We start from the raw sequence: 15,411 nt of genomic DNA on the forward strand, positions 1-15,411 counted from the left end.
TTTGAATTGAGCGTTTGGCTAATACGGTACAACCATGACATAAAACTACATGTTTTGGCCGTGGCGTTTTTTCAACTGCTAAGTAAAGCTTTAAAGCGGCAAGTGCGCAACTCTTAACTGGCGTCGTTGAAAAAATATGGCGAGTAAAAGCATGAGAATGCAAAGAGCTATAGTGGGTTTGGAGCCGGTTAAAGTGAAGGGTGTTACGCCTCGGGTGAGGTAAATGTTACCGGTAATACTCTCTGCAACAAACGGGGTGCCTTGGAGCATAATTTCGCCCTTGTGAGAAAAGATACCGCTGAGGCCGGTGTTAGTACCGCGAATAAGGTAGCGGCCGTTTTCCAACGCCCGCATGCGAGCCATCTCAAAGTGTTGCAGCGGCCCAATAGATTTGCCAAACCATGCATCGTTACTGATAGTGACCATTAATTGTGCATCGCCAAGATTACTCGCTACCAGATCGGGGTAGACAATCTCGTAACAAATGTAAGGCGCTATAGAATAGTCACCGACTGTTATCCCCTGTTGGTTATTCGGGCCAGCATGAATAATTGAGTTGGGTAAATCAAAAAAGGCGATGAGTCCGCGCAAGTATTTTTCCAGCGGCACGTATTCACCAAAGGGCACCAACCTCTGCTTAAAATAAATATTATCTGCCGCGCCCATACCCACTATACCGTTGTAATAGGCCATTAGTTGGGTGTCATCGTAAAGAATACCGCTGATAATTGCGGTGTTGTTCTCCTTGGAATCCTGCTCTAGCTCTTCGATAACATCGGTGGCCTCGTGGTACATCAGTGGGATAGCCGCTTCAGGCCACACAATAATGTCAGATTGCCAGTGAGGGTCGGTTAACTCTCGCAGTTGTCGCAAAATGGCGGGGCGATACATGGAGTTCCATTTGATCTCCAGCGGAATATTGGGTTGCACCAGTGTGACCGTACGCTTGTCGGCTTCGGTATGGTGGGTCCATTCATGGTTTTGGAGTTGCAGGCCAGCAAGCCACAGACTTGCTACGGTGCACAGCGATATAGCGCTGAACAGGTACCGGCGTTTATTCAAGTTTTCAAAATCCTGCTGTACGCTGGCGACAGCCGCTGAGGTTATTACCACAATAAATGAAAGTCCGAATACGCCGGTAACCGGTGCCCAGCCCGCAAGCCAGCTATCGATATGGCCATAACCCAGATAGAGCCAGGGAAAGCCGGTTAAAAACCAGCTGCGCAGCCATTCGCCCAATACCCATATGGCGGGGAAACCCAATAAAAACCCAAACCGGGAGCGCGACATAAATCGCTGGAAAAAATAAAAGGGTAGGGAGAATACCAAGGCGAGAAAGCTGACGAATAAAAAGGTCATTACAATGGCCAGCGGTATACCGGTATAGCCAAAATCGTGAATGCTCACATACACCCAGGATACGCCGCTGCCGTACATGCCCAGGCCAAAGAAAAAACTACGGCACCAAGCGCTACGGTTGCTCAGACCACGCAAGGTCCAACAAAAAACCGTTATTGCCAGCAGCGAGAAAAACCACAGGTTGTAGGGGGCCAGAGACAGCGTTATGAGGGCGCCGGAGATAAGGGCTAGTAGATCTCCGGGCCATCGATGCAGTATTTCTCTGGTGGTGGGGTTAGTTGCCGTCGCCATTTTTTTCCGTTTCCTTGGTGCGCGTGGCGCGCAACAAGTGAACCTGGCGGTTATCTGAATAGAGCACGCGGAATTTAAATTCGCCGACAAAGACGGTTTCGTTACGGCTGGGTAAATGGCCAAATGCCCGTGTGATTATGCCGCCAATGGTATCGAATTCTTCGTCGCTGAACTTGGTTTTGAAATAGGTGTTGAATTCTTCGATGGGGGTGAGAGCTTTTAACAGGTAGTCGGAATCGGATACTTGGCGAATAAAGTCGTCGGTTTCTTCGTCGGTTTCGTCTTCAATTTCACCCACGATCTCTTCCAGAATGTCCTCAATGGTTACCAATCCGGAAATGCCTCCGTATTCATCGATAACCAACGCCATGTGATAGCGGTTTTCGCGAAACTCTTTAAGCAATACGTTTAGGCGTTTACTTTCGGGAATAATATTCGCAATACGTAATTCGGAGGTAATGTTAAAACCTTCGTGACCTTTCAGAATGAGCGGCAATAGGTCTTTTGCGAGAAGGATGCCCTTAATGTCGTCGCTGGACTCACCTATAACCGGGAAGCGTGAGTGCCCGCTTTCAATAACCTTGGGTAAAAACTCAGCGGGGGACTCATCGTCTTTGATGACCACCATCTGCGAGCGGGGGATCATTATTTCGCGAACCTGCAGCTGGGCTACGTCCAGAGCGCCTTCGATTATATTCAAGGCTTCCTGGTCTACCACCTTATTGTTGGCGGCACCTTTAATAATATCCAATAATTCGGCGCGGGATTTAGGTTCGCTGGCGAAGTTGGCAAGCAGGCGTTGTAACCAGGTCCGGTGGCGCGAGGGTTCGTCATTGGACGAGTGACTACTCGACGGGTCTTCCGACATTATGTTTTTTATCTCCTAATACGGGGAAAGAATTGTCCCGGCAATATCAGTTGAGCCCGCAGTGGGCTCATCCGACTTTCTGGGATTATTGTTCATAGGGCGCGGGGAAGTCCAGCGCCTTTAGGATGGCAGTTTCGAGTGTTTCCATTATTTCGGCGTCTGAATCTTCAATATGGTCAAAACCTAACAGGTGCAGACAGCCGTGAACTGTCATATGGGCCCAATGGGCCGTTATGGATTTACCCTGTTCCTGCGCCTCTCGGGCAACAACCTGTGCGCAGATTACTAAATCACCCAGCAACTCCAGTTCCACTTCAGGAGGGAGATCGCAGGGGAAGGATAGTACGTTGGTAGCGCTGTTCTTACCGCGATACTGGTTGTTCAGGGTTTGGCTCTCGGTTTCGTTAACAATGCGAATACTGAGGCTCGGGTTATTTTTTTCGACTGGGGCTAGCGTTGAGCTAAAGCGCTCGGGTGCTAGGCAGGGTATAAGCCAGCGCTCGAAATCTTCGGGCGAGGGCAGGTCTTTGTCGGCAATAGAGGATGCATTATCGAGATCTAGCGATACGCGTTCCACAGCCGCTTAGTTGTTTTTTTCTGCACGCTTTTCAGCGGCTTCGTACGCTTCTACTATGCGTTGCACTATAGGGTGGCGAACGACGTCTTTAGCCGTAAAAAGCGTGAAACTTACGCCTTCTACGTTATCCAATACTTCGATTGCATGCTTGAGGCCAGAGGCTATGCCGCGTGGTAGGTCTATCTGCGACGGATCACCGGTAATAACCGCGGTAGAGCCAAAACCAATGCGGGTAAGGAACATTTTCATTTGTTCGCGTGTGGTGTTTTGGCTTTCGTCGAGAATGATGAAAGAGTTGTTGAGCGTGCGGCCGCGCATATAGGCCAGCGGAGCTACTTCGATAACATTGCGCTCGATAAATTTGGCTACGGTTTCGAAGCCGAGCATTTCGTAGAGTGCATCGTAAAGCGGGCGCAGGTAGGGGTCGACTTTTTGTGCGAGGTCACCCGGTAGGAAGCCAAGTTTCTCACCCGCTTCTACCGCAGGGCGAACCAGTAGTATGCGTTCAACTTCATCTTTCAGTAGTGCCTCAACTGCACAAGCCACGGCTAAGTAGGTTTTACCGGTGCCCGCTGGGCCTATGCCGAAATTGATGTCGTTGGTGCGCACCGCGGCCACATAGCCTTTTTGGTTGCCACCACGGGGTTTGATGGTGCATTTTTTGGTGCGAATAATACTGGCGGTGTCGAGGGCTTGCTTGGCGTCTTCTACTGCAACTGATTCCATTAGTGATTCCTGTATCGCCAGATGCACTTCGTCAGGCGTTAATTCCTGACCATTAGTGGTTTGTTTATAGAGCTGCTGAATGATTTTAGTGGCGTTTTCGGCTTTGGAGCCATTCACCGCAAAATTGCTACCGCGATGGATGACTTCGACCTCCATGCGTTTTTCGATTTGTTTGAGGTGAGCGCCAAATTGGCCGCTGAGGATGGCCAGTCGGCGTGAGTCTGTGGGTTCCAGCGAAAAGCTTAAGCTGGATGGGTTGTAAGGTGTATTCAAGGGGGTTATCTAGTCTCTCTTTTTTGTCATTCCTGCTTATTTTGGGAATCGACTGAATGCTTTCGGGGATGGCACATGATTAGACGCACGGGTGAGTGATGCTTTTTACCCCCGCGCCTGTGTGCAATATTCTGTCTGTACTCAGGTACTAGGTGAGAATAGCGCCAGCAACGTATTGTTAAGGTTTAGCCTACCGCAACTCCGTGTCAGTCATCCAGTTCTGAGCCTAATAAAATGCCACGCAGTGAATTGGGTAGGGCTTCTTCAATCAGAATGTCGGCGAATTTGTTAATTAGCTGCGGTTGGTCACAGCGGAAGTTCACTACACGGTTATTTTCTGTACGGCCAGAAAGTTGTCCTGGATCTTTTTTACTGTAACCGGTCACCAAGACTCGCTCGGTATTGCCGACCATCTTACGGCTGATTTCCTGAGATTGCTGATTAATTCGTTGTTGCAGCAGAGAGAGCCGTTCTTTCTTAACGGAATCGGGGGTGCCGTCGGGTAAATCAGCAGCCGGTGTGCCGGGACGGGGGCTATAGATAAAGCTGAATGACATATCGAAGCCAATATCGGCAATGAGCTTCATGGTGGCTTCAAAATCGGCATCGGTTTCACCTGGGAAACCGATGATGAAATCAGACGAGAAGCTGATGTCGGGGCGCAATGCGCGAATGCGGCGCATTTTGGATTTATATTCCAGTGCCGTGTGGCCACGCTTCATCGCCATTAAAATGCGGTCGGAACCGCTTTGTACCGGCAAGTGCAGGTGGCTGACCAGCTCGGGTACTTCGGCGTAGACGTTAATGAGACTGTCCGTAAATTCCACCGGGTGTGAGGTAGTGAAACGAATGCGATCCACCCCCTCAATTTTGGCGACCAAAGTAATCAGCTCAGCTAGGTCGACAATGCCCTCGGGGCCTTCGCCGCGATAGGCATTCACATTCTGGCCTAATAAATTTATCTCGCGAACGCCTTGGCCTGCTAGGTGGGCCGCTTCTTGGAGTACGTCTTTTAGTGGACGACTCACCTCTTCGCCACGGGTGTAGGGCACCACACAGAAGGTACAGTATTTTGAGCAGCCCTCCATAATCGATAAAAAGGCGGTTGCACCATCGGCTTCCGGTGCCGGTAGGTTGTCGAATTTTTCAATTTCAGGGAAGCTGATATCGACAATCACTGCGCCATCACCCTGGCGGGTTTCCATCATCTCGGGTAGACGGTGCAAGGTTTGTGGGCCGAAAATGAGGTCGACAAACGGCGCTCGCTTGGCAATGGCTTCGCCCTCCTGGCTGGCAACGCAACCTCCCACACCAATAACTAAGTCTGGGTTTTTCGCTTTTAAGTGCTTCCAGCGACCCAGCTGGTGGAATAGTTTTTCCTGTGCTTTCTCGCGGATGGAGCAGGTATTCACCAGCAGTACATCGGCTTCTTCCGGGTTGTCTGTTGGCTCCATCTGGTGGGAGACCCCCAGCAAATCCTGCATGCGGGCAGAATCGTATTCGTTCATCTGACAGCCGTGTGTCTGGATGAAGAGTTTCTTGGTAGGGGCGCTAGTGTTGGACATGGATTTCTCTGTAAAAAAACTGGTCAAAAATCGAGCGCGCATTATAGCGGCAGCGCGAAGGCATTCCCAGCTTGAATTACGGCGATGTGTGCCCATATTGTACTAATCTTCAAACGTATTACACGGTGCGGCAAATCGGTGAACCACCGGTAAAAGCTGCAGCGCTCTGAGGTCTTAGTTTCATGTCATCCAACCCTGTCTTTAAAGTGGTTTTCTATAACCGCAGCGAAGTGTACGAAATTTACGCACGCGCGATTTACCAAAGTGAAATGTATGGTTTTATCGAAGTGGAAGAACTCGTATTTGGCGAGCGTACTCAGCTGGTAGTAGACCCAGGCGAGGAAAAACTCAAAAATGAGTTCAACGGAGTGAAGCGTTCGTACATCCCTATGCACAGTATTATTCGCATCGATGAGGTGGAAAAAGAAGGTGCCGGGAAAGTAAGCGAAGTGAAGGCAGGCGATAAAATAGCTCAATTTCCTTTTCCTAGCCCAGCCCCCAAGCCAAGCAACGATTAGCATGGGCCGTTACTAGTGCCTCTCCATGCTAAAGAAGCCGGGTCAGGTAAGCCGGTAGTACTGATTCACGGCTTGTTCGGCTCTTTGGAGAACCTTGGGGGTATTGCCCGCAAATTGGCAGAGCACCACCATATATATTCTCTCGACCTCCCCAATCATGGTCGCTCTGACCATACCGATCAAACCAGTTTGGCTGAAATGGCTGATACCGTTTACCGCTGGCTACAGAAGCAATCTTTTTGCCATGCTAGCTTTGTTGGTCATTCTTTGGGCGGTAAAGTAGTTATGGAGTTAGCGCTCACTCACCCAGAGGTGGTTGACCGGCTGGCCGTATTGGATATAGCGCCGGTACATTATGCGCCGCGCCATAACGATGTGTTTTCCGGTTTGCTCGCCCTGAATATGGATGAGTTGAAAAGCCGTAGCGAAGCAGACGATCAGCTGCGCCAGTATGTACAAGAGCCTGCGGTGCGCAGTTTTCTGTTGAAAAATTTAGTGCGAAAAGAAGGCCGCTTTAGCTGGCGTATGAACTTGACAGCACTGCATCACCATTACCCTAAGCTGGTGGGCGGTAACCGCAGTGGCAGCTGTTTCCGCGGGCAGACCCTCTTTCTGAAGGGGGGGCGCTCGAACTATATAGAGCCTCACCACAAAGACGAAATTCTCACTCGCTTTCCATTGGCGAAGGTCAAAATTGTGGCTGATACAGGCCATTGGCTGCATGCCGATAAGCCCGATTTGGTTACTCGTCTACTGTTAAAATTTTTACTCTAAGGCCTCTTTTATGCCGGCGCGCAAGTTTACAGAGAGCTGCTGCACTTAAAAGTACTAGGGGGGTGGATTGCCCCTCATCTAGTCTCCCTACTGTTTAAGCTACCAATGTCGCCCGTTATCCCTGTATTTTTTATTTCCGCTGTAATGGGCCTTCTGGGTTTTCAGGCGGCTCTACTGGCTTATAAGAACGCCTCCCGGTTACGGGTTAATCTGGGTCGTCTTTTTTTACTTTAGTGCTGGCGCCTACGCTTTTTCTGCGGCTCCTGCAACCTCCGTGGCGCGCTGCATTAGCGTATTTTTTCTCGGCCTTGATCACTTTATTGCCGCGTGGCAATTTGCTCGACCAGACGTTGAAGAAAAGCTGCGTAAATCGGTTGGAAATGCACAAATCGCCATCGCTAGAATTTCACTGGAGGTTACGCGTCGGCCAATTTGCAGAATTTTACGCTCATCAAAAACAAACTTTTTTGGTTGAGGTATAGCTGTAAAAAAATATCGCTGGATGATTTCGGTACAGGTTATTCGCTGCTGACGTATTTAAAAGATTCCCCATTGAATACGTCTAAAATTGACCAGGCATTTGTAGGCAGTATGGAAAGTCAGCAAACCTCGGCTCTGGTCAGCTCGATGATAGTGATTGGTCGTCATATGGGCCTAGAGCTAGTGGTCGACGGTGTTGAAACTCAGCAACAATTTGAAAATCTCAAGCAAATGGGGTGTAAAATCTTCTAGGGCTATCTATTTGGTAGGCCTATGCCAGAAATCGAGTTAATTCAGTGGTCTAAAAATGGGAGGTTATCATGAGTGAAAAACAAGGCGGCAACCTGAGTGCCGAGGAACAGCAATTTTGGAATGCCGTCGATACCTTTATCGATGCCGCTAACAAGGCTGTGGAAGACGGTGATCCTGGCGTTATCCGTTCTGCGGCCATGTATGCAGCCGCTAGATATTGCGCCTTTAATATCGCCAGTATGTCTGAATCGCGTAAGGATTTTCTCGAAGACAGTGAGGATTCGATTCTCCACCTGACGTCAGAATTCCAGAAGTTACTGGAAGAAAATATGGCTGACTATGGCGAAAATTATAAGGTGTATCTTAAAGCGGATGACTAGGTGTTACCCTGCATGTTTAGCCTGAATTATGCTCAAATCACATACGCTGGCGCTGATTCAAGGTAATTCAAAAACATTCAGTAGAGGAGGGAAATCGGGTAAAATTGCTCGATTAGTTATTGGATGTTTGCACCATGTTAAGTTATCAACACCACTACCACGCAGGTAATCACGCTGATGTGCTTAAGCATTGGCTACTGATTGAGTGTGTGAAATATCTACAAAAAAAAGACAACCCCTTCGATTATATTGATACTCACGCAGGCGCTGGCCTATATCAGCTGAATTCTACTCTTGCCAAGAAAACGGCTGAATACGAAGGTGGGGTACTCAAAATCGATTGGGCCGCTCACCCCGGGTTAAGCGAATATCATGCGCTGGTTGAAGATAGCCTGAAAAGCCACTGTTATCTCGGTTCGCCGGCCATCTTGAATAAATTGCTGCGCGCGGGAGACCAAGCCTGGTTGTTTGAGCTTCACCCTCAAACCATTGTTGAACTTGAAAAGCATTGTGCCTCTAAACGAAAAAGCTTTGTCGAGCAGGCTGATGGTTTTGCGGGCCTCCTGCGTTTGTTACCCAATAAAAGTCGGCGGGCACTTGTATTGATAGATCCTTCTTATGAAATAAAATCTGATTATCAGAGGGTTGTACAGGTAATGGAGAAAGCCTACAACAAAATGCCCCAAACCGTAATGTTACTGTGGTACCCCGTTGTGGAGCGGCAGCAGGTGGAGCAATTGGAAAGGAAAGTGAAAAATTCCAGTCTTCGCAATGTACAGTTGTTTGAAATGGGCGTGGGTGAGGATGAGCAAAAGGGTATGCAGGCATCGGGAATGATTGTTGTGAACCCGCCTTGGACATTGGCCGATACGTTCAACAGCGTTGTGCCGGAACTTTCAAAATCCTTAAGTGAGGATGGGGTGGGTAGGTGTCGGTGCGTGGAATTGGTGGCGGAGTAGGTTTAGAGTTGAACCAATAGTTGAATAAAAAAATGAAAAACAGAATAAAAAATTAACCCCCCGCAAAAAAATAAAAAAATGTGTTCCCACGCAAGAGCATGGGAACAAACATGCATCACGTTAGCCGTTAAGCGCTTGCCTAACCGACGCTAATTTTACACAAATCACAAACACTTCCATCGCAGCATCTACCTGTTCAACGCTAGGCACGGTGGGCGCAATACGAATATTGCAATCGCTGGGGTCTTTGCCATAGGGAAATGTTGCACCAGCAGGCGTAAGCTTCACACCTGCTTCGCCCGCCAATTTTACGACTTCTTTCGCTAACCCGGGTTTGGTATCAAACGAAATAAAGTAGCCGCCGTTGGCTGATTCCCACGCGCCTAGGTCGTTATCCGTAAAGGCCGTTTCTAGATGCTTGAGCACGCAGGCAAAACGAGGTTTGATAATGTCGGCGTGTTTTTTCATGTGCCTGCGCAGAGAACCCTCTTCCTCGAAAAATTTTGCGTGACGAAGCTGGTTGATTTTGTCGGGGCCAATAGTCATAAAGCCTAGTGATTGCTTGAAGCCACTAAGGTTCGTTTCACTTGCGCCCAAAAAAGCAACACCGGCACCGGCGAACGTGATTTTTGAGGTGGAAGCAAATTGTAAAACGCTGTTTTCGGTGCCGGCGGCTACACAGGCATCCCAAATACTGGTTAGCTGCACGGGTTGATCGGATAGGTCGTGCACGCCGTAGGCATTGTCCCAAAATATGCGGAAGTTTTTCGCGGCGGAGGTGTTGCCCAGTGCGGCAATACGTTTGACGGTATCTTCGCTGTAAATTACGCCGGTTGGATTGGAATATTTGGGTACGCACCACATGCCTTTGATGGCGCTGTCGGTGGCGACTAGGCGTTCCACTTCATCCATGTGTGGGCCCTGAGCTGTCATAGGTACGGTGATCATTTCAATACCTAAGTGTTCACATACCGAGTAATGGCGGTCATAGCCGGGAACCGGGCAAATAAACTTTACTGTCTCTTCTTTACTCCACGCTGAACCAGGGCCTTGCAAACCGAAGAAGTGAGCCACGGACATGGCCTGATGCATAAGGGTGAGGCTGCTATTGCCGCCGGTCAATACGTTTTCCTGAGGTAGGCCGAGAATGCTGGCACCGATGGTTTGGGTCTCGGGAATACCGTCGAGCCCGCCATAGTTGCGGCAATCCACGCCGCTACTTGTGGTGTACTCGCCTTTTAGAATACCGTCGAGAGCGTTAGAAAGTGTGAGTTGCTCGGAGGAAGGCTTTCCTCGGGTTAAGTCCAGATTAAGCTGCTGAGTTTTGATAGCATCGTACTCGCCGGCAAGTTGCTCTTCCAGCTCGGCGAGCTGTTCGGCGGAGGCGTTGTTAAGATTCAATGTTATCTCCTTAGAGTGAGTGAACGGCTGCCTGAATCCTGGGCGGCAACAAACCCATATCGATGAAAGATTATACAGGCGAAGGCTGGGGTAAATCAGTCAATTCCGCAGTGCGGTGGTAGAATGCTCGTTTGTCATTTGATTTAGGTGATTGTTTATGGATGTGAAAATTCTCGGGTTGGTGTTTTTTACCGCTTTTGTAGCTGAGCTGGGAGATAAATCTCAAGTATTGACCTTGCTCTTTGCGTCCAACAAGTCGGCCAGCCCGGTGGTTATTTTTATAGGTGTTTCCTTAGCGCTGGTACTCGCAACCGGTATTGGGGTTTTTGCTGGAAGCTTGTTTGGCCATTGGGTGAACGAGAAGATGCTGGCCTGGATCTCAGGCATTGGCTTTCTTGCTTTGGGGTTGATCACCCTGTTTAGGGCAATACAGCTGTCACAGTAGGAAAGGTAATGACAAGGCTATTCACATCTACGGGTTATCTCGAAGCAGATGATCAATCTACCACTCTGTCACTTCAGCGGCTGCCGGCTTTCTTGCGTGTGCTACTGACTACCGATGGCACGGTTACAAAAAGCCTGGAATCTTATTTTTGGGAGCCGGTCAAAGTTAAAAATTGTGGTCAGCAATACTTAACGCTTGCGACAGCCGCGCCGGTGATCAATCGCCAGGTTGGCGACAGGGTACTTAGGCGAACCGTGCAGCTTGTTGGCGAAAAGAGTGGTACATGTTATGCCACGGCGGTTTCGCTTATATGCGCCGAACTTCTTACCGATGGACTTAGAGCCAGTCTTGAGGGTGGGCGAGTGGGAGTAGGGGAGCTATTGCGAGAGTGTGGCCTGGAGACCTACAGGGAAATCGTGGCGATAGGTGAAGGCGGAGCTGCTGAGCCGCTGGCGGATGATGAATCGATTTGGCGAACCTATCGTATTGTGATGGAGCACCAGCCCTTTATTCAAATTACAGAGTTTTTTCCTCGGCCTATCTACCAATAACGTCGTCGGGTTTAGGGCGCGGCCTGGCAAACCCTATTGCAGCGTTGGCCTGCTTGGAAAGGCAATCAGCCTTCCTCTGCGCAGTCCGCCTTCCTCTGCGCAGTCCGCCTTCCTCTGCGCAGTCCGCCTTCCTCTGCGCAGTCCGCCTTACACTGAGGCTTGCCAGATCGCGCAGAGGCTAAAATCAGTTAATAGCGGTTTTCTTTAGTGTTATTACTTGTCGCATTAATTGAATTTAAGCTCGTCGAAAACGGGTCGTAAAAAAATTGTTCTAAATCTGTATTGAAATTTTTAAGTGCTGGGTTCTTAATTTTGATGATTCTTCTGGCCGGGAGGTTGGCAAAGTCTAGGCTTTCCTGATAATGCTCTTGCCATAAGGCAATTAGCGACCCATCTTTGTAAGCCCTCCTTAAACCAATATTCACTCGTTCTAACGCAGCGGTGTTTGCCGCACTAGAATAAAAAAAACGCGGCAAGGTATAGTGCAGTGCAAAGGATTTATTAAAGGAAAAGTTGGCAACATTACGGTTGTTGTTGAACTCGCTGAGTACTTCATTGGCCCCGCGACAAAATAATGAAAAGCGGTCGTTGGCCAGCATAGTGAATAAGCTCGTGTAGAGGGGTGATTCCACATGCTTGAGCTGATTGGCTTTGTAAATATCGATTTCTGCCCAGCCACTGCCCACGCCGAAGTTATAGGCCTGTAAGTCGCGTAAATTCTTTACTCGCAGCAAACGGGTTTTGTGTTTTGGGTTGGTAAAACAGACTCTGTAACCAACAACTCCAAGGTCTACTGGAAAGGGAGCATTGGCTAAACCTTGGTGATCCGGTGAAGCGCTGTAACTCAGCTTTAGCATAAAGTTTGGGAATTGATCCCGCTTGGCAGAGAGCGTTGCTCTGGGAACATTCATTACCGGGCTGGGGATGAGTAAGTAGGGACCATAGACATGGCTGGTTTTTCCAGCGCTAGCCTGAGGGCAGCTGTGTCATAATCAAAGCGCTGATCCGATGCGCTTTCGGAATTTCTATAGGTGAATACCGTACGTTCAGCGGTTATTCCAGTGGCAGACGCAAGGGGTGTAACTATGCTGGCCATGAGCCATAAACAAGCGTTAAACCGACTCCTGTATAAGTGTGGATACATGAGTGAAGCCCACTTCATAAACAGTTCTTTAAAGGCTTTTGTAGGAAAAGTATAGGTGCCGGGTTATTGAAGGTGAAGAACAATTCGGCATAACGGCTCGGGTCAGTAAATTTTGGGGGAATACAAGCCGACGCTTTTTATGGTGGGTAGGGGGCACAGTAGCCCACGGGCTTGTGCGCCAATCCCGTGGGTATATCTACAGCGGTGTATAGGTATTATTGAAAATGGTAGGTTATTGGTTGCGGGCTACTGTTTGTAAGCGCTACTAGCGCTCTATTTTCTACGCCAAGCAGCGATATTTCGAGCAGTAGTTTTTCCACATCGCCCGCCACCTCCAGCGTTCTAATAAACTCGCCCGAATCGTTTGTGGTGCCTGTGGTGAGTAATGCGGCCTCGCTGAGTTGTGGGTTATCCCAGCTGGAGACGAGGGCGTCTACTTGTTTCACCTTTATCCGTGTGCCCGCAGCCGGCGAGCCGGAAAGGTCGGTACCGGTAATGCGCAACACAAGGGTTTTGGTTGAATCGAAGTTAAAGCTTTCTTCGATATACAGTTCGGTTGAATCAGTGGCCTCGCCAGTTAGACGCTCTTGGCTTGGTGTGTAGCTTGGGGCCTTTACTGCGCTTGTTGGTGTTGGTGTTGGCTCTAATGGCGCAGTAATATTTGCAGCTGTGCTTGCGCCGGTTGGCGCAGAGCTGGCCGATGTGCTGCTACCGCCGCCGCAGCCGATGGAGAGACAACAATACAGAGTCAGTATGGCTGGAATATAAAGTTTCATCGATTTACCCTCAATTTCAATTGGTGATTAATGTGCACTGCAAGTGGGTCGGCTAAGCTCCAAGTCGCTTGTTGCTTGGAAGCCTATCGAACGGGTGTTGCCTGGTATCAGTAGGCTGTTCCAACCCAAATTTTCTGCGACCAGTACGCCCGCCTCACTATAGGAAGTGATAACACCCCAGCTGTCAGTAATGGTGACAGCTTGGCTTAAGTCGAAGGTTATGCTCCAGCTGTGAAGGTCGATTTCTCCGTTGTTTACTATTTCAGCGTCTACTTGAATTTGCCCATCGAGCTGTGAAAAACCGATGATATTACAATCAATCGCACTGGCTGCGCTGGCACTTTGTGGCGGTAACACGGGTTCAAAGCGGTTGTCATCACGGCAAAAGTAGTGGGTATTGCGGGCCGAGGAGTGAAACCAGTTCTGAGCGGTCTGTCCGGAGCTTTCTACCCAGGTTTCGTACTCAGGGAATGCCCAGAGTACATCGATATACTCTTTGGGGTAACACCAGTTAGTTGTAACTTTAAGCGCCCATGGCAGGTTGGTAGCGTTCTTGAAATAGCGATTAGTTTCGGGGTTGGAAGTGTCATCGTTTTTTCCCAGCTGGCTAGAATCAAACAGGTCGGTGGGCGGATAATTCGCAAAGTGAATCTCACGGCTACGAAAATCGGTGCGAAAAATAAAGAAGTCGAGATCTGAGTGGTTTAGTTGCAGTGGCGCGTTGCTGAAACTGATGTCGAGGGTGAAGGCTACTGGGTCGAAAGTGGCGCAGTCTGTTTTTGTATTGAAGTGCGAGCAGCTTCCGGATTCCCCGGTGTTGGTATAAGTATGGCTATCTTGCCATAGGGCAATTACCAAATCGGACTGCCCTGCTTCGGCGTTTTTTTCGTAGACTTTTCCTGCGATGTTAAGGCTAGCGTTGGCGAGTTGTGATGGTGCGACGGACATCAGTCGAAGGGCAAAGCCGTTATGATGACTGGCACCTCGGGCATCTATATAGCCATGGATAATTACACCACTAATATGGCCGTTGGCATCGTAGGTGGTTTGCATGCGTTCACGCACGACTAGGTCGTTCATATCGTAGTCGCCCATGTCTGGCCAGTTATCCTCATAGGCAAGTGTGACCCAATCAGTTTGTGAGGGAAAAAAGCTACTGAATGCGCGGCTGTAGTCGTTTGGGAACTCGTCCTCACTGTCGGCGATACCGTCGGCATCGCTATCGTTGGCTTCAGGGATCTTTACTAGAGAAGCGGTTTGAATGGCTGTCGAAGGTGAGGCTTTGACAGAAAAGACGGCGTCATTAAAGTCGTTGTCACCCCAGCTCCTTGGTAAATCTTCAAATCCAATAATCACTTCGGCAACGTCTTCATCAAACAGCAGTACGTTGTGCTGTCTCAACTCATTGGTAGGGTCTGGGTTCAGGTGTTTGAGCGAGTAGTAGTAAGGTACGGCAAAGGGCTTAACACCTGTATCGTACCAAAAACCGTTAGCTGCAATAAAAAAACCAATGCTGGTTCCTGCTTCAAAGTACCCTAGGTTTACCCGGTGGCCATTGGTTAAGTGAGGGTATGAAAGGTTGGGGAAAATAACGGTTTCATCTATTTCTTCACGGGTGGTTGGCGGGTTGTTTTTATCAAACGTAAAAAACCCGAAAGAATTCCGGTAGCCTGCGCCTTCATGTAAGAAGGTAACGGAAACTTCGCCGTCTTCCTGTAAGGTAATGTTAGAGCCTTGGTCACCGGTAAGAAAAGCTTCATTTACTTTTGCTTCTGGCAGTGCGTTAGCAATGCGATTAAAAAAATCGGTAGGATACTCGTTGCGGGCATACGCTAATTGGTCCGGCTTTCCGGTACTTTGATTGTAGCCATACGGCCAAGATTGTCCCGATAAGAAATTCCAAATGTATTGTCCATCAACCATTTCTGTAGCGTTGGATTTGTGCGAGGCAAGTATGCAGCCTGCCACCAGAATTAGCGCTTTCATTTCGTTGGAGATCATCGTAATACCTGCCTTAAGGGTTTAAGCTATAAACTAGGTATTACGAAAACTGTGCCAATGTTGAAAAATTA

The 15,411-nt window shown here is 49.0% G+C and carries 16 protein-coding genes; 7 read left to right on the forward strand and 9 right to left on the reverse strand.

Annotated features, from left to right (window positions below; all coding sequences use genetic code 11):
• Window positions 1-90 precede the first annotated feature (90 nt).
• The 5 genes from lnt to miaB form a co-directional block, all read right to left on the reverse strand.
• A complete protein-coding gene (gene lnt / locus H5336_RS14075; RefSeq protein WP_185234905.1) occupies window positions 91-1,650 on the reverse strand; it encodes an apolipoprotein N-acyltransferase in 1,560 nt (519 codons plus the stop codon).
• Window positions 1,634-2,518: a CorC family transporter gene (locus H5336_RS14080; RefSeq protein WP_185234906.1), complete on the reverse strand. Its 885-nt coding sequence runs from the start codon at window positions 2,516-2,518 to the stop codon at window positions 1,634-1,636. The genes lnt and H5336_RS14080 overlap by 17 nt, the downstream gene beginning before the upstream one ends.
• Window positions 2,519-2,603: 85 nt before the next feature.
• Window positions 2,604-3,095 carry an rRNA maturation RNase YbeY gene (gene ybeY / locus H5336_RS14085; RefSeq protein ID WP_185234907.1) on the reverse strand — a complete coding sequence of 164 codons (492 nt, stop codon included), beginning with the start codon at window positions 3,093-3,095 and terminating at the stop codon, window positions 2,604-2,606.
• Between the two features lie 6 nt (window positions 3,096-3,101).
• Window positions 3,102-4,103 carry a PhoH family protein gene (locus tag H5336_RS14090; RefSeq protein WP_376766545.1) on the reverse strand — a complete coding sequence of 334 codons (1,002 nt, stop codon included), beginning with the start codon at window positions 4,101-4,103 and terminating at the stop codon, window positions 3,102-3,104.
• A 197-nt stretch (window positions 4,104-4,300) separates the two neighbouring features.
• Window positions 4,301-5,659: a tRNA (N6-isopentenyl adenosine(37)-C2)-methylthiotransferase MiaB gene (gene miaB, locus H5336_RS14095; RefSeq protein WP_185234909.1), complete on the reverse strand. Its 1,359-nt coding sequence runs from the start codon at window positions 5,657-5,659 to the stop codon at window positions 4,301-4,303.
• A gap of 182 nt (window positions 5,660-5,841) precedes the next feature.
• Between miaB and H5336_RS14100 the strand changes: the two genes are divergently transcribed.
• The 5 genes from H5336_RS14100 (at window position 5,842) to H5336_RS14120 (ending at window position 9,022) form a co-directional block, all read left to right on the forward strand.
• Window positions 5,842-6,177 carry a DUF1820 family protein gene (locus H5336_RS14100; RefSeq protein WP_185234910.1) on the forward strand — a complete coding sequence of 112 codons (336 nt, stop codon included), beginning with the start codon at window positions 5,842-5,844 and terminating at the stop codon, window positions 6,175-6,177.
• Window positions 6,178-6,192: 15 nt separating this feature from the next.
• Window positions 6,193-6,951, forward strand: a complete 759-nt coding sequence (locus H5336_RS14105; protein WP_185234911.1) for an alpha/beta fold hydrolase — start codon at window positions 6,193-6,195, stop codon at window positions 6,949-6,951.
• 471 nt (window positions 6,952-7,422) lie between these two features.
• Complete coding sequence (locus H5336_RS14110; protein WP_246439303.1) at window positions 7,423-7,683, forward strand: EAL domain-containing protein; 261 nt, start codon at window positions 7,423-7,425, stop codon at window positions 7,681-7,683.
• A gap of 68 nt (window positions 7,684-7,751) precedes the next feature.
• Window positions 7,752-8,063: a DUF3144 domain-containing protein gene (locus tag H5336_RS14115; RefSeq protein ID WP_185234913.1), complete on the forward strand. Its 312-nt coding sequence runs from the start codon at window positions 7,752-7,754 to the stop codon at window positions 8,061-8,063.
• Between the two features lie 134 nt (window positions 8,064-8,197).
• The gene (locus tag H5336_RS14120; protein WP_185234914.1) at window positions 8,198-9,022 is read left to right on the forward strand and encodes a 23S rRNA (adenine(2030)-N(6))-methyltransferase RlmJ; all 825 of its coding nucleotides are present in this window, start codon (window positions 8,198-8,200) and stop codon (window positions 9,020-9,022) included.
• 120 nt (window positions 9,023-9,142) lie between these two features.
• On the opposite strand, the gene H5336_RS14125 is transcribed toward H5336_RS14120, so the two are convergent.
• Window positions 9,143-10,423: an aspartate aminotransferase type Ic gene (locus H5336_RS14125; RefSeq protein ID WP_185234915.1), complete on the reverse strand. Its 1,281-nt coding sequence runs from the start codon at window positions 10,421-10,423 to the stop codon at window positions 9,143-9,145.
• A 157-nt stretch (window positions 10,424-10,580) separates the two neighbouring features.
• Here H5336_RS14125 and H5336_RS14130 point away from each other — a divergent pair, with 157 nt between their 5' ends.
• Both H5336_RS14130 and H5336_RS14135 read left to right on the forward strand, forming a co-directional pair.
• Window positions 10,581-10,868, forward strand: coding sequence for a TMEM165/GDT1 family protein (locus H5336_RS14130; protein WP_185234916.1), 288 nt, complete (start codon window positions 10,581-10,583; stop codon window positions 10,866-10,868).
• Window positions 10,869-10,876: 8 nt separating this feature from the next.
• Complete coding sequence (locus H5336_RS14135) at window positions 10,877-11,419, forward strand: chorismate--pyruvate lyase family protein (RefSeq protein ID WP_185234917.1); 543 nt, start codon at window positions 10,877-10,879, stop codon at window positions 11,417-11,419.
• Between the two features lie 188 nt (window positions 11,420-11,607).
• On the opposite strand, the gene H5336_RS14140 is transcribed toward H5336_RS14135, so the two are convergent.
• The 3 genes from H5336_RS14140 to H5336_RS14150 all read right to left on the reverse strand — a co-directional run bounded on the left by H5336_RS14140 (window position 11,608) and on the right by H5336_RS14150 (window position 15,340).
• The gene (locus H5336_RS14140; RefSeq protein WP_185234918.1) at window positions 11,608-12,330 is read right to left on the reverse strand and encodes a hypothetical protein; all 723 of its coding nucleotides are present in this window, start codon (window positions 12,328-12,330) and stop codon (window positions 11,608-11,610) included.
• Window positions 12,331-12,778: 448 nt separating this feature from the next.
• Window positions 12,779-13,339: a hypothetical protein gene (locus H5336_RS14145; RefSeq protein ID WP_185234919.1), complete on the reverse strand. Its 561-nt coding sequence runs from the start codon at window positions 13,337-13,339 to the stop codon at window positions 12,779-12,781.
• A gap of 27 nt (window positions 13,340-13,366) precedes the next feature.
• On the reverse strand, window positions 13,367-15,340 hold the full coding sequence (locus tag H5336_RS14150; protein WP_185234920.1) for an LruC domain-containing protein: 1,974 nt from the start codon (window positions 15,338-15,340) through the stop codon (window positions 13,367-13,369).
• Between the last annotated feature and the right edge of the window lie 71 nt (window positions 15,341-15,411).

Origin of the sequence: Teredinibacter franksiae (genome assembly GCF_014218805.1) — a bacterium.
GTDB classification, from domain to species: Bacteria; Pseudomonadota; Gammaproteobacteria; order Pseudomonadales; family Cellvibrionaceae; genus Teredinibacter; species Teredinibacter franksiae.